The following is a 24,227-nucleotide window of genomic DNA, read 5'->3' as shown; positions in this document are numbered from 1 at the left end:
GGGTGGCCGCGCCATGGCAAGCCTCAAGGCACGGATTTTCGATAAAGCGGCAGAGCTGGGCTTTTGCGCCTGGGGGATCGCGAGTGCCAATGCCGTTCCGCAAGCGGGCGAGCGGCTGAAGGAGTGGATCGCCGCCGGCCATCATGGCGAAATGAGCTGGATCGAAGAGCGGGCCGAACAGCGTGCCAGCCCGCAGGGCCTGTGGCCGGAAGCAAGGTCAGTGATAGCGCTGGCGATGAGCTATGCGCCGGCGACCGACCCGCTTGCGCTGGCCGAGGCCAGGGATCGCGGCCGGATTTCGGTCTATGCGCAGGGCGCCGACTATCACAAGGTGGTCAAGAAGGCGCTGAAGGCGATGGGCCGCTGGCTCGCTGACGAATGCGGCTGCCAGCTCAAGGTCTTCGTCGACACCGCCCCGGTGATGGAAAAGCCGCTGTCGGCGGCGGCGGGGATCGGCTGGCAGGGCAAGCACAGCAACCTGCTCAATCGGGAGCATGGCAGCTGGCTATTCCTCGGTGTCATCTACACGACGCTTGAGCTTGAGCCCGACGCGCCGGCGGAGCCGCATTGCGGAAGCTGCACGCGCTGCATCGACGCCTGCCCGACCGGGGCAATCGTCGCTCCCAACCTGGTCGACGCGCGCAAATGCATTTCATATCTGACGATCGAGCATGCCGGACCTATCCCGCACGAATATCGCGAGGCGATCGGTAACCGGATCTACGGCTGCGACGACTGCCTGGCGGTCTGCCCTTGGAACCGGTTCGCCAGCGAGGCCCAGGCCAACCAGGCGTTTGCGCCGCGTCCCGAACTGGCCGCGCCGGCGCTGGCCGACCTGCTGGCCCTCGACGACAGCACGTTCCGCCAGCTCTTCTCCGGGTCGCCGATCAAGCGGATCGGCGTCAACCGGATGATCCGCAATTGCCTGATCGCCGTCGGAAATAGCGGCGATTCCTCCCTTCGACCCGCAGTCCTGCGTCACCTGGAAAGTCAGGACCCTGTCGTTGCCGACGCCGCCAAATGGGCGATCGAGCGGCTCAAGGACCCGAACCCAGCACCAGCGCGGTCGTGATGGTCCCACCCTTCGGGCATGGCCCTGCTGGTGCTGGGTTCGGGTCCTAACGATCCTGGATGGATGCAGCGCAGCTTTGCGCGTTGACGTCATTACCCTGGGCATTGCGCGCCTCGATCAGCGTCGCGCGCGGCGTTCCACCGCCCGATGGCGGGTAAAGATAGATGTCGAGCAGGCAATTGGGCCCGGCGAACTGCAGCTTGGTCCCATCTCCCTCGACGACTTGCAGCCGCGGGCGGCCATAGACCTGGATCAGCTCATGAGCGGTCATGCCGTTGATGCTGCGATGTTCGACCTGGCCGGACGTGGCGGGCGCGTGCGGAATCGCGGGCGTTGAAGCGGTTTCGGGCCGCGGGGCGCAGGCGGCGGCGAGCAGTAAGGTACAAAGGATTAGGCGACGCATCGGTCACTCTAAGCACAGTTCGCCATTCCCGCGAAAGCGGGGACCCAGAATCTCGTTTTGCTAGGTCCCCGCTTGCGCGGGAATGGCGACGGTTGTTCGACACGGGCGAAACGGCTAGGCGCGCCGCAACCCTTCCCCGCAGGACAAAAATTTCATGACCAAGCCTCGTTTCGACGTGCTGTGCATCGGCAACGCAATCGTCGATGTCATCGCCGACACCACCGACGGCTTCCTCTCCCACCAGGGGCTGCACAAGGGATCGATGCGCCTGATCGACGAAGCCGAGGCCGTTCGACTCTATGACGCGATGGGACCTGGGCGGGAGATTAGCGGCGGTTCCGCCGGCAACACCGCCGCCGGCCTGGCCGCACTAGGTTTGCAAGCCGCCTTCATCGGCCAGGTCGCCAACGACCAGCTGGGCGAAATCTACCGTCACGACATCGAAGCACAGGGAATCGGCTTCCTGGTCGAACCGCGCGGCGACGTTGGGGCGACCGCGCGCTCGCTGATCCTGGTCACTCCCGACGCCCAGCGGACGATGAACACCTTCCTTGGCGCGGCTCAGTTGCTCGCGAGAGAGTCGGTCGACCTGGCGGCCGTAGCGGACAGCGGCATCGTCTACCTTGAAGGTTATTTGTGGGATCCGGCCGAGCCGCGCGCGGCGATGGAAGCGGCGATCGAGGCGGCCCATGCCGCCGGCCGCAAGGTCGCCTTCACCCTTAGCGACACCTTCTGCGTCGATCGCCACCGCGACAGCTTCTGGCAGCTGCTGCGTGACGGCAAGGTCGACATCCTCTTCGCCAATGAGGCCGAGGCAACTTCAATGGCCATGGTCAATGACATCGAGGAGGCGATTCCGGCGCTGTCGGCCTACGTCCAGACCTTGGTCGTTACCCGATCGGAGGATGGCGCGACCGCGATTCGTGGCGGTGAGCGGGCCGACGTTCCGGCGGAGCCGATCGCACGGCTGGTCGACACCACCGGTGCCGGCGACCTGTTCGCGGCCGGCTTCCTTGCCGGAGAGGCGCGGAGTCTCGGACTGAAGGCGTCTCTCCGTCTCGGTGCAATCGCCGCCGCCGAGGTGATCCAGCATTATGGAGCGCGGCCGGAGCAGGACCTGAAGGCGCTGACCGAGGGCGTGCTGGCCTAATCGCCAAGCGGGCTCTTGAGCTCGATCTGGTTGCCAATGAAAAGGGCGGGCCCGTCGCCGGACCCGCCCTCGTTTTTTTCCATAATGCGCGGACTAGGGCCGGATAACCGGCTTGCCGCTTTCATCCCGAGGGGCATCCTCTGGGTAATATGGCGCGTCGACAGCCGCGACCGCCCCTTCGCCCCTGGCCAGCTTCGAATTGTGCATGCCGTAGACGAAGTACAGCACGATCATGACGCCGGTGTAACCGCCAAAAATGAGCAGCACATAATCGGGGACACTGGTGATCAGCCAGAGACAGGACAAGATTCCGAGTGCCGGCACGACCGGGTAGAGCGGCACGCGATAGCCGCGCGGAATCTCAGGGTGCGTCCGTCGCAACCAGATGACCGAGAGGCAGACGACCGCGAAAGCCGCGAGCGTGCCGACCGAGGTCATGTCGCCCAGGCTGTTGATGTCGAAAAAGCCCGCGGCAAAGGCCACGATCAGTCCGACCAGCAGGGTGTTGATCCATGGCGTACGGAATTTGGGGTGTACGGTCGAAAAGACCTTCGGCAGCAGGCCATCGCGGGCCATGGTGTAGAAGATACGGGTCTGGCCATACATCAGCACCAGGATAACCGAAGTCAGGCCGATGATCGCGCCGACCTTGATGGTCTTGGCGAACCAGCCCCATTGCGGACCGAAAGCATCGACCGCGACGGCCACCGGATCGGGAACGTTCAGCGACTTGTAGTTGACTACAAGGGTCAGGACGATCGACACCAGGATGTAAATGACCGTGCAGGCCACCAGCGACCCGATGATGCCGAACGGCATGTCCTTGCCCGGGTTTTTGGCTTCCTGTCCGGCAGTCGAGACCGCCTCGAAGCCGATGTAGGCGAAGAACACAATCGACGCCGAGCGGATGATGCCGCTCCAGCCAAACTCGCCGTCCACGCCGGTCGGCGGCGGGATGAACGGTTCCCAATTCGGCGTGTAGGCCGGCAGATTCTGCAGAATGATGAACCCGCCCACCAGGATGAAGGCGATCAGCACGGTCACCTTAATGGCCACGATGACGTTATTGAATTTGGCCGATTCCGAAACGCCGATCACCAGCAAAAGGGCAAGCGCGGCGCAGACGAGGAAAGCGGGCAAGTTAAATATGAAGGCGACGGGCGCGCCGTTGACGAGCACGTCGACGCCGTCCTTTTGCAAGTGGTGCCCGGTTGGACCGGTCAGGGCCACCGGGATGTTTATCCCAATGTCGCCCAACAGGCTGACCATATAGCCGGACCAGCCGACCGCCACGACCGAGGCGGCAAGCCCATATTCGAGCAGCAGCAACGCTCCCATGATCCATGCGATGAACTCGCCGAGGGTTGCATAGCTGTAGGTATAGGCGGAGCCGGACACCGGTAGGGTGGATGCCAGTTCCGCGTAACACAGGCCCGCAAAGGCGCAAATGACGCCTGCGATGGCATAGCCGATGAGCACCGCCGGACCGGCGTGCAACGCGGCCGCATTGCCCGTTCGAACGAAGATGCCGGCGCCAATGATGCAGCCAATGCCCAGGAAGACCAAATTCCATGGACCAAGCGATCGTTTCAGCTCGCTAGTCCGAGTTTCCTCTTGAATCTGGGCTACGCTCTTGCGCAGCATCATCCGCCCGAGAATCCCCCTCGGTGCTGCAGTTGCCATTCGATCTCCCCTTGAGATTGTTCCTTGATTTGCGCGGGACCCTAACGCCTTGGAGCGTGGGCGCAATCCCCTTGCCAGCGAATGAACGGACCTGTGGCCTTAACGTGCCAACATCGGGCCCAGCGGCTCGCCGCCGAACACGTGCACGTGAAGGTGCGGCACTTCCTGGCCGCTGCGCTTGCCGCTGTTGGAAAGCAGCCGATAGCCCTGCGTGTCGGCCCCCGTGGCTCGCGCCACCTCGCCGACGGTACGGACGAAATCGGCAATTTCCGTGTCCGAGGCCTTGGCGGTGAAATCGTCCCAGCTGACGTAAGGCCCCTTTGGAATCACCAGCACATGGATTGGGGCCAGCGGGTTGATATCGTGAAAGGCGAGACTGTGATCGGTCTCCATCACCGTCTTGTTCGGAATCTCGCCCCTTAGGATCCGGGCGAAGATGTTTTGCTCGTCATAGGGCTGCTTGGCATCGATGGGCATGTCGTTGACTTCCTAGCGGCGCTGGCCGGCGTCAAGCCAATTGTGCGGATCGGCGGCACCATATAAAGTCGAGGGCATGGCCAGCCGCGCCCCTCGCCTCAATCTCACCCCCTATTTTTTCGAGCCGCTTCGCCGCGGTCCGCTGCTGGCCGCCGGCATTGCGGTTTGGCTGCTCGGGGCCGCCTACTGTCATGGCTACCAGGCGCTGATGACAGGCGAGAGCGTCGGCCCCTGGTCGGGCAGCCTGACCTGGTCGGCGGTCGCCGTCGTCCCCTGGTTCGCGCTGTTCGAATGGTCGAAGCAGCCCCACGGCGCGGATACGGTCCGCCGCCCGGCGCTCCTGGCCGGCCTTGTCCTCGCCATTGCGGCCGCATCCATCGCGCTGGAATATCTGGTCGACTTCTGCCTGGGCGATGTGACCGATCATTTGGGCCTGCTGATGATGCGGCGCCTTCCGGCGATCGGCGTGACGATCTTGCTGATCGTGCTTACTCGCAAGGCAATGCTCCGCCGCCCGCCGGCCGCGGCGACAATCGGGCTGAAGGGGCTCGCCCCGTCGATCGACTGGATTGAAGCTGCCGACAATTATGTCGAAGCTCATGTCGGCTCCCGCACCATCCTGTTCAGGATGACCATGGCCGGGGCCGAACGGGACCTGGCCGGGCTCGGGTTCGTTCGAATCCATCGGCGGTTCCTGATCAACCGCGGCCGGGTCGACCGGATGCTCGGTTCCAACGGCGACCGGCGCATATTGATTGCCGGCAAGGAACTGCCCGTCGGCAGCCGCTACGCCGCCGGGCTTCGCCCCTGAGCGGGCGACTGCCCCCAAATCGAGCCCGGACGGCAAATCCATCTATTCCGCCAGTTGTTGGGCCGCCGCTATTCGCCGGGCCCGCGAGATTTTCTCGGCGCCGGCGCCTTCACCCTGGCCGGGCGGGCGGACTCCGCTTGACCCCATGGCCTCGCCCGCTACCACGAACTGGCAATGAGTGATGATGCACCTGAGTCCCTGATCCCCTACGATGAGATCGTCCAGGAAGCCCTGCGCGATGTGGTCGGCCGGGTGCTGCGTGAAGTCGAGCAGACCGGCGGGCTGCCCGGGGGGCACCATTTCTACATTACCTTCAAGACCCGCATGGCTGGGGTTTCCATCCCCAAGCATCTGGCCGAGCGCTTTCCGGACGAGATGACCATCGTCATCCAGCACCGCTTCTGGGACCTCAAGGTCGAAGACCAGCTGTTTTCGGTGGGCCTGAGCTTCGGCGGGGTGCCCTCGACCCTGGTCGTGCCGTTCGCGGCGGTGACCGATTTCGTCGACCCGGCTGTCGATTTCAGCCTCAAGTTCCAGGCCAATGGCGCAGTCGATTCGCCCGAGCAACATGACGAAGCCGAGAATGACGTCCCGGTCGCGGAGCCGGCCGAAGACGGCTCCAACGTCGTCAACGTCGATTTCACGCGTAAGAAGTGACGTCCCGCAGACGTCACCCCGGGCTTGACCCGGGGTCTGCCTGACTTGCTAGGTGACCGAAGAAAAAGCAGATGCCGGATCAAGTCCGGCATGACGAAACAAGGGACCAAGATGGTTAGCCATACTCGTACCGAAACTGACAGCTTCGGACCGATTGAAGTGCCGGGCGACAGCTATTGGGGCGCCCAGACCGAGCGCTCGATCGCCAATTTCCCGTTCGGCGAGCGTGAACGGATGCCGGCCGAGATCATCCACGCGCTCGGCTTTGTGAAGCAGGCCGCGGCCCGGGCGAACGCCCGGCTTGGCGGACTCGACGCGGAAATTGCCGAAGCGATCCAGCAGGCCGCGGGCGAAGTGGCGAGGGGCGACCTCGACGGGCAATTCCCGCTGGTAATCTGGCAGACTGGTTCGGGCACGCAGTCGAACATGAACGCCAACGAGGTGATCGCCGGTCGGGCAAATGAAGCTCTGACCGGAACGCGCGGCGGCAAGGAGCCGGTTCACCCGAACGACCATGTCAACAAGGGCCAATCCTCGAACGACAGCTTCCCGACCGCGATGCACGTTGCCGCCGGAATTGCCGTCAGTCGAAAGCTTTTGCCGGCGCTCGCCTTGATCCACGCCAAGCTTGCCGACCAGGCGAAGCGCTGGGATTCGATCGTCAAGATCGGCCGGACCCATCTCCAGGACGCGACCCCGCTGACCCTTGGGCAGGAATTCTCGGGCTATGCGGCGATGATCGCCGACAATATCGACCGGGTCGAGGGCGTCCTGCCGCGCGTCATGCGCCTGGCTCAGGGCGGTACGGCGGTCGGGACCGGCCTCAATGCCCCCAAGGGCTTCGCCGAATCCTTCGCCAAGGAAATCGCCAACCTCACGCAACTGCCGTTTACCTCGGCACCCAACAAGTTCGCGGAGCTTGCCGCTCACGATACGCTGGTCGAGCTGTCCGGCGTGCTCAATACGATCGCCGTCAGCCTGTCGAAGATTGCCAACGACATCCGGCTACTCGGCTCCGGCCCGCGCTGCGGCCTCGGCGAGCTGAAGCTGCCAGAAAATGAGCCGGGCAGTTCGATCATGCCGGGCAAGGTCAACCCGACCCAGTGCGAGATGCTGACCATGGTCGCTGCCCAGGTGATGGGCAACCATGTCGCAGTCACCGTTGGCGGACTTCAGGGCCATATGGAACTGAACGTGTTCAAGCCGCTGATCGGCGCCAACGTGATCCGCTCGATCAACCTGCTGACGACCGGCATGGAAAGCTTCACCGAGCGAACGCTCAACGGGCTGGAGCCGGACGAGACCCGCATTGCCGAGCTGATGAACCGCTCGCTGATGCTGGTCACCGCCCTCGCCCCTGAAATCGGTTACGACAATGCCGCGGCGATCGCCAAGCATGCGCACAAGAAAGGGCAGACGCTGAAGGAAGCCGGGCTCGAGCTGGGGCTGGTCGACGAAGCGACCTTCGATCGGGTGGTCAAACCGGAGAAGATGCTAGGTCGATAAATAACTGCTACACTTTGCCCAAGAGCGGCGGGAGTAAACTGATGCGGCGCATTGCATTATTGTCGGTCGCCTCCGTGCTGGCTCTGGTTGGCGGTTGTGGCGGAGGAGGCAGCGCCGGCGTCCAGTCGGCATCGGTATCTTCGGCAGCCATTGCCCCGGTTATCCTAAGCTCAGCCGCCTATTTCGCGATGGCTGCGTCGATCGATCTTTATCAGGTGAAGTCCGCCGAACTGGCGCTGGAGCGGGCCCATGACCCGGCCAACCGGGCTTTCGCCGAACGCGCATTGAGCGCCCATCAGGGCACCAGCGCGCAACTTTCGCTTGCTGGCCGCCGCCTGAATTTGTTGCCGTCTGCTTCGATGAATGCCGAGCATCAGCAGATGTACGACGCGCTGGCCGCGGCTGGCGATTTCGACACTGTCTATCGCGCCCAGCAGAATATTGTCCTGCAAGAGGGCGTACGGCTCCACGGAGGTTTCGCGAAATCGGGTGAAAGTCCGACCTTACGACCTGTTGCCGCCAATGCGGAAAGCGTCATGAGGGCAAACCTTCAAGCGTTGAGGAGGTCGCATTGAGGCTAAGACTGATATTGGCGATGACGCTGATCGCGTCCGGCTTGACCCCGGCAGCGGCGAAGCCTCCCTATCTGGAAGGCAAGTGGGGCGGCGAGCACGCCGCGATCGGATTCAATACCGGACTGGCCGACATCATGTTCGACTGCGCGTCCGGTTCGATCGATACCGCTGTGATTCCGGCGAAGGACGGTTCGTTCGCGGTTGAAGGCACCTATCGCGAAGGGTCGCCCGGGCCGGTCCGGGTGGGCCAAATCTTCCGTTCCCAGCCCGCAACCTATTCGGGTGTGGTGACCAAGGGGGCCATGACATTGAACGTCGAGCTGGAGGATGGTACCGTCGTCGGCCCGTTCAACCTGACCCAGGGCGTGCCGCCACAGATCACCCGCTGCCGCTAGGCTCCGGCCTGCCAGTTGAGTATCGCATCGCTGGGCGCAACCAGCATGATGACGTTGAGCGTCAGATTGTCGCGAATGACGAGCAGCGGAACCAATTCTAGCATCAGCAGGAACAAGATGCTGGCCCACACAGGCAATCGCCAGGCCGCCATGAAGCCAAGCGCCATCATCGCGACGTCGCTCGCCGAGTTGAGGATGGAATCGCCGGAATATCCAAGTGCGATGGTTGCTTCGCGATAGCGGTCGATCACCATCGGCGTGTTTTCGACGATTTCCCACGATGCCTCGATGACCAGCGAGACAAGGAAGCGCAGCTCGATGCTCGATTTGGGCCGCAGCCAGCGGAATGCTGCGTAAAACAGCAGGCCGTGCGCAATATGGCTCGGGCTATACCAGTCGGCCAGCATCTGGCTTTGGGTCGGGCCTACGCGTCCCCACAATGCAATCGTCCCGCAGGTGCAGATGGGCGGCCGATTCATTGCCCAGAGAATGGCGACGGTCAGCGCCAGCACGATGAAGATGGAGGCAAGCGGCTTCGGCCGCGGCAGGCTGGCCGGCATCAGGAGGGGGTAGGCAGCAACGGACCGCTTGCCAAGGGCTCTTTGCTGCCGCACCAAATGGCCATGCTGCGCCTGTTCGGACCCGGTTGTCCCTCATCCCCGGTCGACGCCGATGATGCGGCGCTTTGCCTTGAAAGCGCCGTTTGGCTCGATCTTCTCAATCCCACGAACGAGGAAGAAAGGCTGGCAGAAAAGGTCATCGGGACCAACATCCCGACGCGCGAGGAGATGCAGGAGATCGAGCCGTCGAGCCGGCTCTACGAGCGCAATGGCGCCGCCGTCATGACCATGGCGGTGCTCTACGGGATCGATCGCGGAAATCCTTCGACGGACCCGATCACCTTCATCCTGACAGAAGAGCATCTGGTCACCGTCCGCTATGTCGAACCAAGGCCGTTCGTTGCGTTCGTCCAGCACGCCCAGGCCGACGAACAGCTTACCGGCGATCCGGTCACCGTCCTGATCAGGTTGCTTGACGCGATCATCGATCGCCAGGCCGATGAACTGGAAAACGCAGGGCGAGAGCTGGACGCCATTTCGAACCATATTTTTGAGCAGCGGACGCGGCGAGAACGCCGTAACTCCGAGCTTCGCTACGAGGCTCTGATGCTGCGCATCGGCGAGGTCCAGCGCTTATTGTCCCGCGCGCGGGTCTCTTCGGTCAGCACCAGCCGGATGCTCAGCTTCCTTGGCGCCACCGAGAGGATGCGCAACGAAAAGCTGCATGCTCGCCATCTCCGTAGTCTGAGCGACGATGCTCGGGCGCTCGATGACCACAGCGACTTCCTGGCCGAAAATCTGAACTTCCTGCTCGACGCATCGCTCGGCATGATCACGCTTGAGCAAAATTTCGTCATGAAGATCTTCTCGGTGGTGGCGGTAGTGCTGATGCCGCCGACCCTCATTGCCGGCATTTACGGCATGAACTTCATCCACATGCCGGAGCTTGCGTGGATCGCCGGCTATCCATGGTCCCTCGCTTTGATGCTGGCCAGCGCCATCCTTCCCTATTGGATCGCTCGCCGGAGGGGCTGGCTCTAGGCGAGCAAGGCAAGAATGGCTCGTAAGGCGGCTCAATGATCAAGCATGACCAGATGGAAGTCGACCCCAAACCTGGCCCTGATCATGGCCGGAAGCCCAAATTGCGCGATATTGTCGGCCCCGGGCTAATCAGCGGGGCATCGGATGACGATCCGAGCGGGATCGCTACCTACAGCCAGGCCGGGGCACAGTTCGGCTACGCGCTCGGCTGGACGATGCTGTTCACCTATCCGCTGATGTCCTCAGTGCAGATGATCAGCGGCAGGATCGGGCGGGTCACGGGACATGGGATCGCAGGAAACCTTCGTCGCCACTATCCAATCTGGCTGACCTATTTGGCTGTGACGCTGCTGCTGATCGCCAACACGATCAACATCGGCGCTGACCTTGGTGCGATGGCCGACGCCACTGCGTTGGTCGCGGGCGTGCCGGCATGGCCGTTCCTAATCCTGTTCGCAGCATTCTGCGCACTGACCGAAGTCTTCGCCCGTTACGCTAGCTATGTAAGGCACCTTAAATGGCTGACCCTGACGCTACTGGCTTACGTCATCACTCTGTTCCTGGTCCACATCCCATGGGGCGAAGCGCTGCGCGGCGTGGCGGTGCCGCGGGTCACCTTCACCGCCGCAACGTTGACGATGATCGTTGCCATCTTCGGGACGACCATAAGCCCCTATGTTTTCTTCTGGGAAGCGGAGGGGGAGGCCGAGGAAGTGCATGTCATTCCCGATCGCCATCCGCTCAACCATGCCCCACGAGAAGGGCCGTCAGAGCTGAGGCGGATTGAGTTCGATACGTTGGCGGGGATGGGCGGAGCCAATCTGGTTGCACTGACGATCATCCTTACCGCCGCCGCGACGCTGCACGCCCATGGGATCACTGACATCGATACGTCAGCCGACGCTGCGGAGGCACTGCGGCCAATCGCCGGGTCCTATGCCTCGACGGTTTTTGCCCTGGGGATAGTCGGAACCGGTCTGCTGGCGGTGCCGGTGCTGGCCGGCTCGGCGGCATATGCTATTGGCGAAGCATTCCGCTGGCGAGTGGGGCTCGACCGCAAACCCCGGCGGGCCAAGGCCTTCTATGGGACAATCTTCGCAGCCACCGGAGTCGGCGCGCTGCTAAATTTCACCACGATTGATCCAATCGACGCCCTCTATATGGCGGCGGTTATCAACGGCGTCGTCTCCGTGCCCGTGCTGGCGATCATGATGCTGATCGGGCAGCGCCGTTCGGTCATGGGTCGATTCACGATCACTGGGCCGCTGCGCTTGATGGGCTGGCTGGCGACAGCGGTAATGGCCGCCGCGGTGATTGCGATGGGCCTGACCTCGCTCCCCTGACACCCTTTGTCTTGACCGGTGGTTCTTGCTAGGGGCGCGGCCAACCGCCGCACGTCGATTCCGAGCGGCCCCACACAGCGCGCTAAGGACCCCCGCATGATCCCGACCGGCCAGGATAGCTTGAAGACCCGCTCCACGCTGGAGGCCGGCGGCAAGAGTTACGCTTATTATTCGCTCGACAAGGTCGCGGCGGCGCTTGGCGACGTCAGCCGCCTGCCTTTCTCGATGAAGGTGCTGCTCGAGAACCTATTGAGGTTCGAGGACGGCGTTACCGTCACCCGCGAAGACCTGCAGTGCATGGTCGACTGGCAGAAGGAACGGCGGATCAACCGCGAGATTCAGTACCGTCCGGCACGCGTGCTGATGCAGGACTTTACCGGGGTTCCGGCGGTGGTCGACCTGGCGGCGATGCGCGATGCAATGAAGAATCTCGGCGGGGACCCGCAGAAAATCAATCCGCTGGTACCGGTCCACCTCGTCATCGACCATAGCGTGATGGTCGACGAATTCGGTACAGCGCGCTCCTTCGCGAAGAATGTCGAGCTGGAATATCAGCGTAATGCCGAGCGCTACGAGTTTCTCAAATGGGGCAGCCAGGCGTTCGACAATTTCAAGGTCGTGCCACCGGGAACCGGCATCTGCCACCAGGTCAATCTCGAACATATCGCCCAAGCGATCTGGTCGGGCATCGACCAGACCGGCGAGGAAGTCGCCTATCCCGATACGCTGGTAGGGACCGACAGCCATACTACCATGGTCAATGGTCTCGGCGTGCTCGGCTGGGGCGTCGGCGGGATCGAGGCCGAGGCGGCGATGCTTGGCCAGCCGGTCTCCATGCTCATCCCCGAAGTGGTCGGCTTCCGCCTGTCGGGCGAGCTTCGCGAAGGAATTACCGCGACCGACCTGGTGCTGACCGTTACCCAGATGCTCCGCGCCAAGGGCGTGGTCGGCCGCTTCGTCGAATTCTTCGGGCCGGGCCTCGACGCGCTGTCGCTCGCCGACCGTGCGACCATCGCCAACATGGCGCCCGAATATGGCGCGACTTGCGGCTTCTTCCCGATCGACGAGCGGACCATCGACTATATGGTCCTGACCGGCCGCGACACCGACCGGATCGAGCTGGTTCGTGCCTATGCCAAGGCGCAGGGCATGTGGCGCGACGCCTCGATTCCCGATCCGGTGTTCACCGATACGCTGGAGCTCGACATGGACACGGTCGAGCCCTCGCTCGCCGGCCCCAAGCGCCCGCAGGACCGGGTCCGCCTCAGCGAGGTCGACGAGCTGTTCAATGCCGAGCTCGAGGGAACCTACAAGAAGAGCAACGATAATCGGGTGGCGGTCGACGGCGAGAGCTACCAGGTCGGCAATGGCGACGTGATGATCGCTGCGATCACCAGCTGCACCAACACCTCCAACCCGTCGGTGCTGGTCGCCGCCGGCCTCGTCGCCCGCAAGGCGCGGGCGCATGGCCTGCATCCCAAGCCTTGGGTCAAGACGAGCCTCGCGCCGGGCAGCCAGGTCGTGACCGACTATCTCAATGCCAGCGGCCTCAGCGAGGATCTCGACGCGATCGGTTTCAACCTGGTCGGCTATGGCTGCACGACCTGCATCGGCAACTCGGGCCCGCTGGCCGAGCCGATCAGCAAGGCGATCAACGACAATGACCTGGTCGCCGCCTCGGTGCTTTCGGGTAACCGCAATTTCGAAGGGCGAGTGTCGCCGGACTGCCGCGCCAACTATCTCGCCTCGCCGCCGCTGGTGGTTGCCTACTCGCTGTTTGGTACAGTGACCCAGGACATCACCAAGTCGCCGATCGGCCAGGGCAAGAATGGCGAGGACGTGTTCCTCGCCGACATTTGGCCGTCGAACGACGAGGTCCGCCAGCTGATCGACCTCCACGTCAATTCGGACATGTTCCGCTCGCGCTATGCCGACGTGTTCCGGGGCGATGAGCGCTGGCGCGCGATCGACGTGACCGGCGGCGACACATACAATTGGCCGGCCGGCTCCACCTACATTCAGAACCCGCCCTATTTCCAGGGCATGACGATGACGCCGAAGCCGCTGACCGACATTCAGGGAGCACGGGCGTTGTCGGTGTTCGGCGATTCGATCACCACCGATCACATTTCGCCGGCCGGATCGATCAAGCTCGACAGCCCGGCCGGCGCCTATCTCACCGAACATCAGGTGCCGCGAGCCGAGTTCAACAGCTACGGCGCCCGCCGCGGCAACCACCAGGTGATGATGCGCGGGACCTTCGCCAACATCCGCATCCGCAACAAGATGCTCGACAATGTCGAGGGCGGCATGACGCGCTATGCCCCGACCGGCGAGATCATGCCGATTTACGATGCGGCGATGAAATACCAGGCCGACGGCACACCGTTGGTGGTCATCGCCGGCAAGGAATATGGCACTGGCTCGTCGCGCGACTGGGCGGCAAAGGGCACCATCCTGCTTGGTGTCCGCGCGGTTCTGGCGGAGAGCTTCGAGCGTATCCACCGCTCCAATCTTGTCGGCATGGGCGTGCTGCCGCTGCAGTTCGCCGAGGGTGAAAATGCCGCGACCTACGGCCTCGACGGCAGCGAAACCTATTCGATCGACGGCATCGCCTCGATCGAACCGCGCCAGGAAGTGGCGGTCCAGGTGACCCGCGCCGACGGCTCGACGCTGATGATCACGGCGCGCTGCCGGATCGATACCTATAACGAGCTGGAATATTACCGCTCGGGCGGCATCCTCCAGTACGTGCTCAGGAACCTCGCCAGCTGACCGGGCTCAATCTCTTTATCGAGGTCGCCGGCTGGATCGGCGCCGTGCTGATCCTGCTTGCCTATCTGTTCCTGTCGATGGGCAAGCTGACCGGCCGGTCAGCGGTTTATCAATGGATGAACGTGGTCGGCGCGGCCGGCTTCACGCTAAACGGCTGGTGGCATGGCGCCTTGCCCTCGGCAGCGCTCAACGTCATCTGGATGCTGATTGGAGGAGTAGCGCTTTGGCGGATCGCGCAGCGGAAAGGCTCATCGACCTCAGCCATGTGATCGAGGAGGGCATGACCACCTACAAGGGTCTGCCCGGGCCGCATTTGTGCGACTTTTGGACCCGCGAGGCGTCCGCCGCCAATTTCGACGATGGCTCCAGCTTCCAGATCGGGCGGATCGACATGGTCGCCAACACCGGCACCTATGTCGACAGCCCGTTCCACCGCTACGAAAGTGGGGAAGACCTCTCAGAACTGCCGCTGGAATCGCTCGCTGACCTCGACGGGTTTGTGGTGCGGCGGCCGTTCGAGCAGGGCCTCGCCGTCGATGCCGATGTCTTCGCCGGACTCGACTTGCGCGGCAAGGCGGTGCTGGTCGCGACCGGCTGGGACCGGCATTGGCGGACGGATGCCTATCTTACCGACCACCCCTATTTGACCGAGGCGGCCGCGCGTTGGCTGGTTGACTCGGCAGTCGCCTTTGTCGGGATCGACAGCCATAACATTGACGATACGCGAGTGCGCGCCCGGCCGGTCCATTCACTGTTGCTGGGGGCAGGCATCCCCATTGGCGAGCATTTGACCGGTCTCGACCGGTTGCCCGACAGCGGTTTTCGCTTTTCGGCCGTTCCGCCCAAGATCAAGGGCATGGGCACCTTTCCGGTCCGTGCCTTCGCGGTGATCAGCTAGGCGCAGGCCCAAGCCAGGCGGGGACGATTGCATTGTCGGGAACGGCATCGGCACGGGCATGGACCACGGCCAGGCCCAGTTCCGGATAGGCGATGCGCGCGCGGTCGCCGCCGTCGCCCCCCGGTTGATTCATGGCGACCACTACCAGCCGCCGGTTGACCTTCTGCCGCCAGTTCATCCGGGCAGTATTCTCCTGGCCGACGAAGCAGCCCTTGGTGAAGCTGACACCGTTCAATTCCGCCGCATTGCATTCGAGCCAGAGCAGGTCGCCAAGCTCGGCGCGGCCTTCGCAGACGCCAAGGCGGAGGCGATGCTCGAGCCAGCCTTCGACAGGCCCATCGGCGGGTCCCAGCCATCGCCGGCCAAGTAAGTGCAATCTGGGATCGTCCGCGCCCTCAGCACCGTCCAACGACCAATGCACGGCCAGGCTGTCATCCCGTTCGATCTTGATTGGCTTGCGCAGCCGGTAGATCGCCAGCCGCTTGATAAGATCGTCCGCCGCCTCTGCTTCGCAATCGAGCAGCAGCTCGTCTCCGTCGCCGTTCGGATCTGGCCAGATCAGGAAATCGAACATGCATTTGCCTTGCGCGGTCAGCAGCCCGGCCCAGACAGGCAGCGGGCCCGTCACATCCTGCGTCACCAGCCCTTGCAGGAAGTCACGCACGCCGTCGCCGCTCAGCCGAACGAGGCTTCTATCTGCAAGGGTCGTTGCCGTTGGGCTGTTCTGGGGCATGGGCCTTAGCTAAGGAGCGCTCGTGACTTTGCAATCGCTGACCATCCGCCGCCCCGACGACTGGCACGTCCATCTCCGCGACGACGAGATGCTGACGACGGTCGCTCCTTGCACCGCTCGGCAGTTCGGCCGGGCGATTATCATGCCCAATCTGGTTCCGCCGATTACGACAGTCGAAGCCGCAGCCTCATATCGCGATCGCATCGTGGCGGCCGCCGGGCCAGGCTTCACTCCGCTGATGACCTGCTATCTGACCGACAGCATCGATCCGGACGAGCTAGAGCGCGGTCACGCAGAGGGAGTCTGGGTCGCGGCCAAACTCTATCCGGCCGGCGCTACGACCAACAGCGCCTCGGGCGTTACCGACATCCGCAACATCTATCCGGCGCTGGAGCGGATGCAGCGGATCGGCATGGTCTTCTGCGTCCATGGCGAAGTGACCGACCCGGACGTCGACATGTTCGATCGTGAGGCGGTGTTCATCGACCGCATCCTTACCCCGCTGGTCCGCGATTTCCCGGCGCTCAGGATCGTGCTGGAGCATATCACGACCCGACAGGCAGCGGAGTTCGTCGCCAGCGCTCCGGCCAATCTGGCTGCGACGGTCACGCCGCAGCATTTGATGCTCAACCGCAATGCGCTCTTCCAGGGCGGCCTTCGCCCCCACGCCTATTGCCTGCCGGTGGTCAAACGGGAGGAGCATCGACTGGCGGTGCGCCGAGCGGCGGTCGGCGGATCTCCGAAATTCTTCCTCGGTACCGATAGCGCTCCACACGCGCGCGGAGCCAAGGAGTCGGCCTGCGGCTGCGCAGGTATTTTCAACGCGCCATATGCGCTTGAAGCCTATGCCCAGGTGTTCGACGAAGAGGAGGCCCTCGACAGGTTCGAGTCGTTCGCCAGCCTTAACGGCCCCGCCTTCTATGGCCTGCCGGTCAATGAAGGATCAGTGACGCTTGAGCGCGCGGTCAGCCCGGTTCCAGACCAGATCGGCGACCTGGTGCCGTTCGGGGCGGGCAGCAGCTTCGGCTGGCGGTTCTCCGGCTAGGCCGGCCCGGCCCCCTTCGGTCCGACGATATCGCCAAAGAAACGCTCGACCCGGTCGTAACATTCGCAAGCCCGGCGCTGCAGGCCTTCGCGATCATGGACTTCGATGATTCCCCGGCGAGTGGTAATCAGCCCTTCGTCCTGAAGCTCGCGGGCAACGGCATTGACGGTCGTCCGTTGGACGCCAAGCAGGCCGGCCAACGATTCCTGGGTCAGTTCGAGCCTGCTTCCGGCCCGATCATGGGCAGTCAGCAACCAGCGGGCGGCGCGCGCCTCGATGGCATGGAAGCTGTTGCACGCCACCGTCTGCATGATCTGGGCGAGCAGGTAATCGGAATAGCGGCAGTATAGATTGCGGAGGTGCGCCGATTTGCCCTTGGCCTCCTCGATCGCCGCCATTCGGACGCGAGCGGCCGGTCCGGCAACCATCACTTCCGCACGAGTGAAAGCCGGCACATGGCCGCAGCTGATAATCCCGCCGACCGCGCCTTCGCGACCGACAGAGGCCACCTCGACCGAGCGGCCGTCGTCCAGGTCGACGACCAGGGAGATCATGGTCGGACCGAACGGGAACAGGGAATAGGCGACGTCCGTCCCGCGGCGGAGCACGGTCGTGCCCTGATCCAGTTCGACCATCTCCAATTGGCCCTCGACCAGGCCGCGCAACTCATCGGGAAATGTGGTCAGCAGCCGGTTGCCGGCATAGGCATCGGCGATAGATATGGGCGCGTAGCTGGTGTGGGGCATGGCGAAGGCCTGTTTATAGGTTTCGCCTAACCAATGTTCGGGGCGCCAATTCGTTGCCGCTGAGCAGTTGAACGCGGCTCAAGGGTTCGCTACAGGCCGCGGACCGCCGTGCCCGGAGACGTGGGTGAGTGGCTGAAACCAACGCTTTGCTAAAGCGTCATACGGGCAACCGTATCGAGGGTTCGAATCCCTCCGTCTCCGCCATTATACATTGAAATATAATGATAAATTGGCGCTTAGATTAATCGCCATACAAATCACCACACAAATGACCGGGCGAGCCTTAGGCCCTGGCCGTCGAATCAGACAACACAATAGCCAGCGACCGATAATTGTTGCTCGGGCCAGCTTTGCGTCGTCAATCACCGGTCAAGGATCATCATTTACGGAAAGACCGGGGGCGCCGGCGGGGTGGGACCGCGATCGTTTGAATGCGTGTCTATTGCCATCAACAGCCGTTTCAGGCGGCTACTCAAAAAATTGGGCGGGGTCTGAAAAATTCGAATGGGCGCCCTTTGGGGCAAATCCGACCAAAGGTTTCCCATACGGCCCAATGTCAGCTTTTTGCCCATTCTTGCGGCTGGGAGCTAATGGCAGCTTTCGACCCATTGCGGTCATTAGCTTCCACGGTCACGATGCAGGGATGGAAAGCTATTCGAGAGGCTTCACGGCACCCAGTACGCCGTTTCCTGGTGCAACAATCTCATTGGAGTGCGTGCGCTACTTTGAGGGGCAGCGTTATGTCGACGGAGAGTGGCGCACCAACGTCTTGGGACAAGACGGTAGCTGGGTTGGTTATCAGGGAGCCGACAACGTGCAAGACACTTTGGAGGCAATGGTCACGATGTTGGCCCCTTTCTACGATGGTAGTTCCCTCTGGCTTGATGACGAAACCGGCGAAAGCCTTACGTTCTGGGAAATGATTGTCCGCTCGACACCGACAAACCTCGGTCCTCCGCCCGAGGCCTAACGACCCGCTTTCCACCTATTGCCCTCAGTGTGCGGACATGGGATTTCCCTCGCATGATTAGATCAAACCGTATCGGTGCGCTCGACATTGCGGGTGCCATTTCCGAACGCATTGGCTCCTATGTCGACATGAACTTCATCGAGTTCTTGGCGGTAGAGGGCGAGCGCATCCAGTGCTGGTATCATAACGCTGGAGGCGAAGGACCAACATTTGAAATTGAGATGACCCGCAGCGGACAATACTGGGCGCTGACCCTTGCCGAACACCCGGCGGGGACCGAGCAGCAGGTCGAAGTTCCCTAGGAACCGCCTTCCCCCCATTGCAGAAGTTTTGCTGGGGCGACAATCTGCCCCGATGAAGAACATCCAGATCGTCGACGGCGCGGCCAATGCTACCTTCAGCGTGTTTCAAGCAACCGAGGACGAGTTCGCCGCAATATTTCCCGATGGCCGCGACATCGAAATCGCCGACGAGCTTACCGACCGTCTGGGGCTTACCGAGGCCGAGCGCATCTTGTCGCAGGTATGGGAACGGCCAGTCCTAAAACGGGAGGCGAACGGCATCCATGGAACGCTGTTCTACGATGCAGATAACAGGCGCGAGTTCCTGCCTCAGTCGCGTCGCGAGGTCGATTGGGACGAGCGGTTCGTCAATGAGGCGCAGCGGGCGCTCTTCCGACAGCATCGCTAATGGCAGCTTTCCACCCGTTGCGGTCATTAGCCACCAATGACAGACTTAGCCCATGCTGATTGAGCAAGAGCATCTGCGAAGCAAACTATCTTGGTTTGACCGATACTCCGTTTGGGCTTTGGAGAGCTTCCGTGGAGGCGGCGTGGTTGGTCCACCGGCCCTCCTCCTATTGGGGGCGCTCTGGCTAAGGGACGCCACCGGTAAGTATGCCGTTGGAACGGCACTGCTCTGGGCTTCGGTTGTTGCTTGCGTTGTCTGGGTTGCCTTGGTTTGGGTGCGCGGCGTTGGCGTTTGGCGCAAGGAGATGAGCCATAGGAAGCATGTTGATGCTTTCTGGGCACGAAAAGCAGACAAGGGCTTCTCGGCTTCCCAATGGCTGTTGATGGGATTGCAGGTCGCGATTGTCGCCGGTGGGTTCGTCGCAATCTGGTATTTCAGCCGCTGACCCTAGCGTCCGCTTTCCACCCGTTCCGGTCATTGGGTTAATGTCTTCCAGCTCATTCCGGCTGTGCCTGATCCAATCTTCGTGCAGCGAAATCCGCGATGAGAACAAATAACAGGGCTAGGACCTGGCCCATCGTAAGTAGCTCGTAGTTCACGAGCGATGGCGGTGACGCCAAAACATAGAGTTCTGATGCGATAACGCCTACACCTCCGGTAATGAGAGCGATCATGGCACTACGTGGCGGGTTCGTTCTCAAACACAGAAATGCCAGCGCGATGGTTGCAGCGCAGATTAAAGCAATAGCAAGCATCTGAACCGGTCGGGATTGCGATAGCTGCCATTGCCACGTCACTACGCTCGCAAGGGCCAACAGAAAGAGGAGAGTGTAAGGCGCTCTTTTCATCAGCCCGGACAGTAGCCTCTCAACGCGAGGTATCCAATGTCCGCTTTCGACCCAAAGCGGACATTGGGCGATCCCTAAATTATTGCCTCGGTTGGCCGCGCCGAACCTCCACGCGCGTGCCGGGATTTGCGTCAATTACCGCCACGGTCGCATCGAGTTGCTTGGCCAGGGCCTCGACGATCCCTGTACCAAGACCCGCCTTTGCCTGCTTCTTGCCGACTGGCATACCGGATCCATTATCCGTAACGGACAGGAGCCAGGCTCCCTCGTCTGAATTAAACGACACGATGATCTTGCCGCCAGTGGTCTGATGCAGGAAGGCATGCTTGATCGCGTTGATCACCAACTCCGTGACGATCAACCCCATGCTGACCGACACGTCGGAGTTGGTAGATGTGCTGTCAACGACTGCCTCTAGCGTGATGCGATTTGGATCGTCGATCATGGAAGCCGCGATGCTTCGACACAAGTCCGAGAAGTACGTCTTTAGTTCAACAGATTTCAGCTGGGTAACCGCCAGTTGCTTTTGAAGCATCGCAATCGACATGACCCGGCTGTGGGCGTCCTGAAGATGTAGGCGTGTTTCGTCAGACTGAACGCGCTTGGCGCTCTGCATCAAAACGCTTGCTATGATCTGCAGGCTGTTGGCAACGCGGTGCTGGAGCTCCTGTAGCAGGACCTGCTTCTCACGAACCAGGTCGTCTTTTTGCTTTTCGGCCAGGCGTGTCGGCGTGATGTCCGTCGCCGCGAGCACGACGCGCACCTTCTCCGTGTCGAAATAATCAAGCTTATGTGCGCTCAAGATAAGACGGCAGGTCGCCTTGCCTTCGCGGACAAGGTCCATCTCATAGGCGTCAATCTCCGCTGCCCCCCCAATAGTCGCCCGCAGGAGAGAGTTAAGCTGCGGAACGTCCCATTCGCCCGCGCCGAGATCGGCCAGCCTGCGATTGGCAATGGTCGCTGGATCGAGATTGAAGGTGTTGCAGAATGAGGCACTTGCACCAACGACGACCACATCGTCATCCAGCAGGAGGAGCGGCGCCTTCGACGACTCAACGAGGGCCATGGCCAGACTTGTCACTGTCTCGTTCGGGAGTGGCGTGGTCTCAACCATCTCTGTTGTCCAAGACCACCTTGATCGCTTCCATAATATGATCTTCCTCGAATGGCTTCTCGACCAAAGTATGTCCCGGCATCCTTATCCTGACCTCACCGGGACTTCCCGTAATGAAGAGGACAGGTATCTGCTGTGCCGAACAAATCGACTGAACGGCAGTGATTCCGCAACCCGGTCTTAGTTCGACATCGGCGGTAATAGGGTCGGGACACTTACGTGCGGCCGCCGCAACCGCCTCCTCAGTTGAGACAGCAACGTCGAACGAAGTGAAGCCGCAAGCGCGCAGCGCCTCCTCTATCGCCATGGCGATCAGGGACTCGTCTTCAATGATGAGTGCATGCATTGCGGCGCTCCGTGAGCGGGGAGCGTGCCAAGTCTCTCCAGCACCAAGGCTCAACTGGGTGACTGGTGATACTGCACTAACGGATTGAAGTAGCGTTCGTTGCGTGGCGTGCCTTGCTGTACGCCATTCAGGCGGGTTGAGCGTCCGATAGCCCCTCCCAATCGAGCTGAAAGGTCGTTTGCCCGTTAGCCATCGTCGCCAGGGTTTCATATTTTTCAGCAAGGTCGAGATGGATGTTGGCGATGCTCTGGTCGTCACAATCGGCGGCCCGTGCGCGCTCCTCGATGGCGCGCGCTCGAAAGTATTCGGAATCCTCGGTGGACATCTTATGTCTCCCACGAAGCAAGCGGGAGCGCAGTAGTCTCTCAGCCGGGCGGATGCTCATTAGACGGCGTCGCCCGATAACTCCCTATACCACCGTAACGATCGCCATCCTAATCAAGCAGTAATGTCCGCTTTCCACCCATTGCGGTCATAAGCTGCGCTTCATTGGGTCGGGAAATTCAGTTTCCACGCCCAACCGCCAGTAGGACGCCAACGGCGCGTCGGGGATGTAAAACCACCCCGAGGTCCCATTTTCATCGCCTCCGCGCGCCTGGCGAATGCGACCTGCCTGTGTCCAATCGCTAGTGTCTGCTATGGCTGGCGGGCTCGAGTTCTCATTGGGAGGTTGAGATGGAGTGGGTAATCCTTCTCGCTGTCCTCGTCGTTCTTTGGTGGATTTACTCAACCGCGAAGAAGACAGCACCGGTCGCCGATGTTTCAATGGTGCCGAAGCGCTTCATTGTCTTCGACCTGGAGACCACCGGCCTCGACGCAGGACGCCACGAAATAATTGAGATCGGTGCCATCCGCGTGAACCGAGACTCCGACATGCACGAGACGTTTCAGACGCTGGTGAAGCCGGGCAAGCGGGTTCCAAAAAGGATTACCGAGATCACTGGCATCACGGACGATATGGTGCGGGCGGACGGATTGGCGCTTGCGGAGGCTTTGTCGGAGTTTCGCGACTTTGTCGGCGATCTCCCCCTAGTGGCCTTCAATGCCGAGTTCGATGATGCGTTTCTGCGTGCAGCATGCGCGTCAACTTCGTCAGTCCCATTTGCGAACGAAGTCTGTTGCGCCCTTCAACTTTCAAGGCGCGCTTGGCCCTGGCGGAAGAGCTTTCGGCTGGCCGACATTGCCCGGGATGGGAACCTCTCAATGGATGACTCGCATCGCGCCCTTGGGGACTGTCGGCGAACGATGATCGTCTACATCTCTGCTGCCAGAGAGGTCGGGACATATCGGTGACCGCCGACCTAAATGTGGGCTCAGTTGTCAAACGCGAAGGAGTGGGGGTAGGACGACGCACGATGGGTTCATCCAACGTCATTGGCGCCTTCAGCGAAGTTCAGGTCGAGAGACTGACGGGCTTGTCGAAGTCCCAGCTTCGCCGGTGGCGCCGGGATGGCTTCATCAAGCCGTCTTATGATGACGGCGGGAAGTCGGCTTTCAGCCACGTCTATTCGTTCAAGGACCTGGTCAATCTTCGAGTGCTGAATGCGCTCCGCAACAGCCACAAGGTGAGCCTGTCCGAACTCAAGAAGGTTGGCCGCGAGCTAAGCCACTTGGGCGAAGACCGCTGGACGGCGACCACGCTCTACGTGCTCAATCGGCGCGTCGTTTTCACCGAGCCCGAGACCGACCGTAAGCGGGAAATCACGACCAAGCAGTACGTCGTGGACATTCCTTTGAAAGTCGCCATTCAGAGCGCCAGGCACGCGGTGCAGGAGTTCAATGAGGAACACCGGAAGGCGGGCCAGGTCGTCCGCAACCGCTATGTCTCGCAGAACTTCCTAGTCTTTGCGGGCACCCGAGTTCCTGTGGCAGCGGTGAGGGAATTTGCCGATGCGGGATACACGCCCGAACAGATCATCAGCGAGTATCCCGATCTGACACAAGCCGATGTTGAATTGGCGGTCAGCCAAGGCGCTAACCTCGCTGCTTAATGGCAACGGCAGCCATCAAGCTCCTGCTGTTCCTCGACAATAATGTGCCGGATTCGATTGGCCGCTATCTGCAGGGCCGAGGTCACAGCGTGCTTCGGCAGAGGTTTCATATCCCGGCAGACTCTCCGGATCACCTCGTGGCCATGACCGCAATGAAAGCGGGCCGCATCCTCGTCACCATCGACAAGGACTTCAACGCCCAGAGGTTTCAGCAGGGCAAGTTCGCCACGTTAAGCCGCATCGCGCTCAGTGGTCCGTCGCACACGCTTCTCGACGCAGTAAAGGAACACGCCCATCTGATCGAATATCAGTGGAGCCATATCCAAAAGACAGGTGGGGTGCGGATGGTAGCACACGTGAAGGCGGGAGATTTCCGCTTCCGGGCTTAGGACCGATCC

The 24,227-nt window shown here is 61.8% G+C and carries 29 protein-coding genes and 1 tRNA gene; 21 read left to right on the top strand and 9 right to left on the bottom strand.

The window, feature by feature from the left end; translation table 11 throughout:
* Positions 1 to 13: 13 nt before the first annotated feature.
* Positions 14 to 1,072 carry a tRNA epoxyqueuosine(34) reductase QueG gene (gene queG, locus LZ518_RS11900; protein ID WP_249916195.1) on the top strand — a complete coding sequence of 353 codons (1,059 nt, stop codon included), beginning with the start codon at positions 14 to 16 and terminating at the stop codon, positions 1,070 to 1,072.
* Positions 1,073 to 1,118: 46 nt separating this feature from the next.
* On the opposite strand, the gene LZ518_RS11895 is transcribed toward queG, so the two are convergent.
* Complete coding sequence (locus LZ518_RS11895) at positions 1,119 to 1,475, bottom strand: hypothetical protein (RefSeq protein WP_249916194.1); 357 nt, start codon at positions 1,473 to 1,475, stop codon at positions 1,119 to 1,121.
* Between the two features lie 154 nt (positions 1,476 to 1,629).
* Here LZ518_RS11895 and LZ518_RS11890 point away from each other — a divergent pair, with 154 nt between their 5' ends.
* Entirely contained in the window at positions 1,630 to 2,625 is a 996-nt protein-coding gene (locus tag LZ518_RS11890; RefSeq protein ID WP_249916193.1) for an adenosine kinase, read from the top strand.
* Positions 2,626 to 2,718: 93 nt separating this feature from the next.
* Here LZ518_RS11890 and LZ518_RS11885 read toward each other — a convergent pair whose 3' ends face one another.
* Together LZ518_RS11885 and LZ518_RS11880 are read right to left on the bottom strand one after the other, a co-directional pair.
* The gene (locus tag LZ518_RS11885; RefSeq protein WP_249916192.1) at positions 2,719 to 4,308 is read right to left on the bottom strand and encodes an amino acid permease; all 1,590 of its coding nucleotides are present in this window, start codon (positions 4,306 to 4,308) and stop codon (positions 2,719 to 2,721) included.
* 99 nt (positions 4,309 to 4,407) lie between these two features.
* A complete protein-coding gene (locus tag LZ518_RS11880; protein ID WP_249916191.1) occupies positions 4,408 to 4,785 on the bottom strand; it encodes a histidine triad nucleotide-binding protein in 378 nt (125 codons plus the stop codon).
* 76 nt (positions 4,786 to 4,861) lie between these two features.
* On the opposite strand from LZ518_RS11880, the gene LZ518_RS11875 reads away from it, so the two are divergent.
* The 5 genes from LZ518_RS11875 to LZ518_RS11855 all read left to right on the top strand — a co-directional run bounded on the left by LZ518_RS11875 (position 4,862) and on the right by LZ518_RS11855 (position 8,729).
* On the top strand, positions 4,862 to 5,596 hold the full coding sequence (locus tag LZ518_RS11875) for a LytTR family DNA-binding domain-containing protein (protein WP_249916190.1): 735 nt from the start codon (positions 4,862 to 4,864) through the stop codon (positions 5,594 to 5,596).
* A gap of 174 nt (positions 5,597 to 5,770) precedes the next feature.
* Positions 5,771 to 6,253: an SspB family protein gene (locus LZ518_RS11870; RefSeq protein ID WP_249916189.1), complete on the top strand. Its 483-nt coding sequence runs from the start codon at positions 5,771 to 5,773 to the stop codon at positions 6,251 to 6,253.
* 111 nt (positions 6,254 to 6,364) lie between these two features.
* Positions 6,365 to 7,759, top strand: coding sequence for a class II fumarate hydratase (gene fumC, locus LZ518_RS11865; protein WP_249916188.1), 1,395 nt, complete (start codon positions 6,365 to 6,367; stop codon positions 7,757 to 7,759).
* Between the two features lie 41 nt (positions 7,760 to 7,800).
* Complete coding sequence (locus tag LZ518_RS11860) at positions 7,801 to 8,334, top strand: DUF4142 domain-containing protein (protein ID WP_249916187.1); 534 nt, start codon at positions 7,801 to 7,803, stop codon at positions 8,332 to 8,334.
* The gene (locus tag LZ518_RS11855; RefSeq protein WP_249916186.1) at positions 8,331 to 8,729 is read left to right on the top strand and encodes a hypothetical protein; all 399 of its coding nucleotides are present in this window, start codon (positions 8,331 to 8,333) and stop codon (positions 8,727 to 8,729) included. Before LZ518_RS11860 ends, LZ518_RS11855 begins: the two co-directional genes overlap by 4 nt.
* Here the strand turns inward: LZ518_RS11855 and LZ518_RS11850 are convergent.
* Positions 8,726 to 9,289, bottom strand: coding sequence for a DUF2585 family protein (locus LZ518_RS11850; RefSeq protein ID WP_249916185.1), 564 nt, complete (start codon positions 9,287 to 9,289; stop codon positions 8,726 to 8,728). The two genes, LZ518_RS11855 and LZ518_RS11850, sit on opposite strands and share 4 nt — an antisense overlap.
* 63 nt (positions 9,290 to 9,352) lie before the next feature.
* Between LZ518_RS11850 and LZ518_RS11845 the strand changes: the two genes are divergently transcribed.
* The 5 genes from LZ518_RS11845 (at position 9,353) to LZ518_RS11825 (ending at position 15,346) form a co-directional block, all read left to right on the top strand.
* Positions 9,353 to 10,330, top strand: coding sequence for a magnesium transporter CorA family protein (locus tag LZ518_RS11845; protein ID WP_249916184.1), 978 nt, complete (start codon positions 9,353 to 9,355; stop codon positions 10,328 to 10,330).
* Between the two features lie 35 nt (positions 10,331 to 10,365).
* Positions 10,366 to 11,673 (top strand): NRAMP family divalent metal transporter, encoded by a 1,308-nt coding sequence (locus LZ518_RS11840; protein WP_249916183.1) that lies wholly within the window; start codon positions 10,366 to 10,368, stop codon positions 11,671 to 11,673.
* A 96-nt stretch (positions 11,674 to 11,769) separates the two neighbouring features.
* Complete coding sequence (acnA, locus tag LZ518_RS11835; RefSeq protein ID WP_249916182.1) at positions 11,770 to 14,448, top strand: aconitate hydratase AcnA; 2,679 nt, start codon at positions 11,770 to 11,772, stop codon at positions 14,446 to 14,448.
* A gap of 44 nt (positions 14,449 to 14,492) precedes the next feature.
* Positions 14,493 to 14,717 (top strand): CBU_0592 family membrane protein, encoded by a 225-nt coding sequence (locus LZ518_RS11830; RefSeq protein ID WP_348538684.1) that lies wholly within the window; start codon positions 14,493 to 14,495, stop codon positions 14,715 to 14,717.
* Positions 14,672 to 15,346, top strand: a complete 675-nt coding sequence (locus LZ518_RS11825; protein ID WP_249916181.1) for a cyclase family protein — start codon at positions 14,672 to 14,674, stop codon at positions 15,344 to 15,346. Before LZ518_RS11830 ends, LZ518_RS11825 begins: the two co-directional genes overlap by 46 nt.
* Here the strand turns inward: LZ518_RS11825 and ygfZ are convergent.
* The gene (ygfZ, locus tag LZ518_RS11820; protein WP_249916180.1) at positions 15,339 to 16,079 is read right to left on the bottom strand and encodes a CAF17-like 4Fe-4S cluster assembly/insertion protein YgfZ; all 741 of its coding nucleotides are present in this window, start codon (positions 16,077 to 16,079) and stop codon (positions 15,339 to 15,341) included. The genes LZ518_RS11825 and ygfZ overlap by 8 nt on opposite strands.
* 22 nt (positions 16,080 to 16,101) lie before the next feature.
* Between ygfZ and pyrC the strand changes: the two genes are divergently transcribed.
* Positions 16,102 to 17,124, top strand: a complete 1,023-nt coding sequence (gene pyrC / locus LZ518_RS11815) for a dihydroorotase (protein ID WP_249916179.1) — start codon at positions 16,102 to 16,104, stop codon at positions 17,122 to 17,124.
* Here pyrC and LZ518_RS11810 read toward each other — a convergent pair.
* Positions 17,121 to 17,870: a Crp/Fnr family transcriptional regulator gene (locus LZ518_RS11810; protein ID WP_249916178.1), complete on the bottom strand. Its 750-nt coding sequence runs from the start codon at positions 17,868 to 17,870 to the stop codon at positions 17,121 to 17,123. The two genes, pyrC and LZ518_RS11810, sit on opposite strands and share 4 nt — an antisense overlap.
* A 114-nt stretch (positions 17,871 to 17,984) precedes the next feature.
* On the opposite strand from LZ518_RS11810, the gene LZ518_RS11805 reads away from it, so the two are divergent.
* From LZ518_RS11805 to LZ518_RS11785, 5 genes are all read left to right on the top strand, one after another.
* A tRNA-Ser gene (locus LZ518_RS11805) sits at positions 17,985 to 18,074 on the top strand.
* 439 nt (positions 18,075 to 18,513) lie between these two features.
* Positions 18,514 to 18,840 (top strand): hypothetical protein, encoded by a 327-nt coding sequence (locus tag LZ518_RS11800; protein WP_249916177.1) that lies wholly within the window; start codon positions 18,514 to 18,516, stop codon positions 18,838 to 18,840.
* Between the two features lie 53 nt (positions 18,841 to 18,893).
* A complete protein-coding gene (locus LZ518_RS11795; RefSeq protein WP_249916176.1) occupies positions 18,894 to 19,142 on the top strand; it encodes a hypothetical protein in 249 nt (82 codons plus the stop codon).
* 52 nt (positions 19,143 to 19,194) lie between these two features.
* Positions 19,195 to 19,530: a hypothetical protein gene (locus LZ518_RS11790; protein WP_249916175.1), complete on the top strand. Its 336-nt coding sequence runs from the start codon at positions 19,195 to 19,197 to the stop codon at positions 19,528 to 19,530.
* Positions 19,531 to 19,582: 52 nt separating this feature from the next.
* Positions 19,583 to 19,975 (top strand): hypothetical protein, encoded by a 393-nt coding sequence (locus LZ518_RS11785; RefSeq protein WP_249916174.1) that lies wholly within the window; start codon positions 19,583 to 19,585, stop codon positions 19,973 to 19,975.
* Between the two features lie 482 nt (positions 19,976 to 20,457).
* On the opposite strand, the gene LZ518_RS11780 is transcribed toward LZ518_RS11785, so the two are convergent.
* The 3 genes from LZ518_RS11780 to LZ518_RS11770 form a co-directional block, all read right to left on the bottom strand.
* Positions 20,458 to 21,444 carry a sensor histidine kinase gene (locus LZ518_RS11780; protein ID WP_249916173.1) on the bottom strand — a complete coding sequence of 329 codons (987 nt, stop codon included), beginning with the start codon at positions 21,442 to 21,444 and terminating at the stop codon, positions 20,458 to 20,460.
* Positions 21,445 to 21,484: 40 nt separating this feature from the next.
* A complete protein-coding gene (locus tag LZ518_RS11775; RefSeq protein ID WP_249916172.1) occupies positions 21,485 to 21,838 on the bottom strand; it encodes a response regulator in 354 nt (117 codons plus the stop codon).
* Between the two features lie 127 nt (positions 21,839 to 21,965).
* Positions 21,966 to 22,163: a hypothetical protein gene (locus LZ518_RS11770; protein ID WP_249916171.1), complete on the bottom strand. Its 198-nt coding sequence runs from the start codon at positions 22,161 to 22,163 to the stop codon at positions 21,966 to 21,968.
* 350 nt (positions 22,164 to 22,513) lie between these two features.
* Here LZ518_RS11770 and LZ518_RS11765 point away from each other — a divergent pair, with 350 nt between their 5' ends.
* From LZ518_RS11765 to LZ518_RS11755, 3 genes are read left to right on the top strand one after another with little or no spacing between them, the layout of a single operon-like run.
* Entirely contained in the window at positions 22,514 to 23,131 is a 618-nt protein-coding gene (locus tag LZ518_RS11765) for a 3'-5' exonuclease (RefSeq protein ID WP_249916170.1), read from the top strand.
* Entirely contained in the window at positions 23,128 to 23,829 is a 702-nt protein-coding gene (locus tag LZ518_RS11760) for a DUF433 domain-containing protein (protein ID WP_249916169.1), read from the top strand. The genes LZ518_RS11765 and LZ518_RS11760 overlap by 4 nt, the downstream gene beginning before the upstream one ends.
* The gene (locus LZ518_RS11755) at positions 23,829 to 24,218 is read left to right on the top strand and encodes a DUF5615 family PIN-like protein (protein ID WP_249916168.1); all 390 of its coding nucleotides are present in this window, start codon (positions 23,829 to 23,831) and stop codon (positions 24,216 to 24,218) included. The genes LZ518_RS11760 and LZ518_RS11755 overlap by 1 nt, the downstream gene beginning before the upstream one ends.
* The last annotated feature ends 9 nt before the right edge of the window (positions 24,219 to 24,227 follow it).

It is taken from the genome of Sphingomonas brevis (genome assembly GCF_023516505.1).
GTDB classification, from domain to species: Bacteria; Pseudomonadota; Alphaproteobacteria; order Sphingomonadales; family Sphingomonadaceae; genus Sphingomicrobium; species Sphingomicrobium breve.
This window is presented reverse-complemented; position numbering and strand designations above follow the sequence as displayed.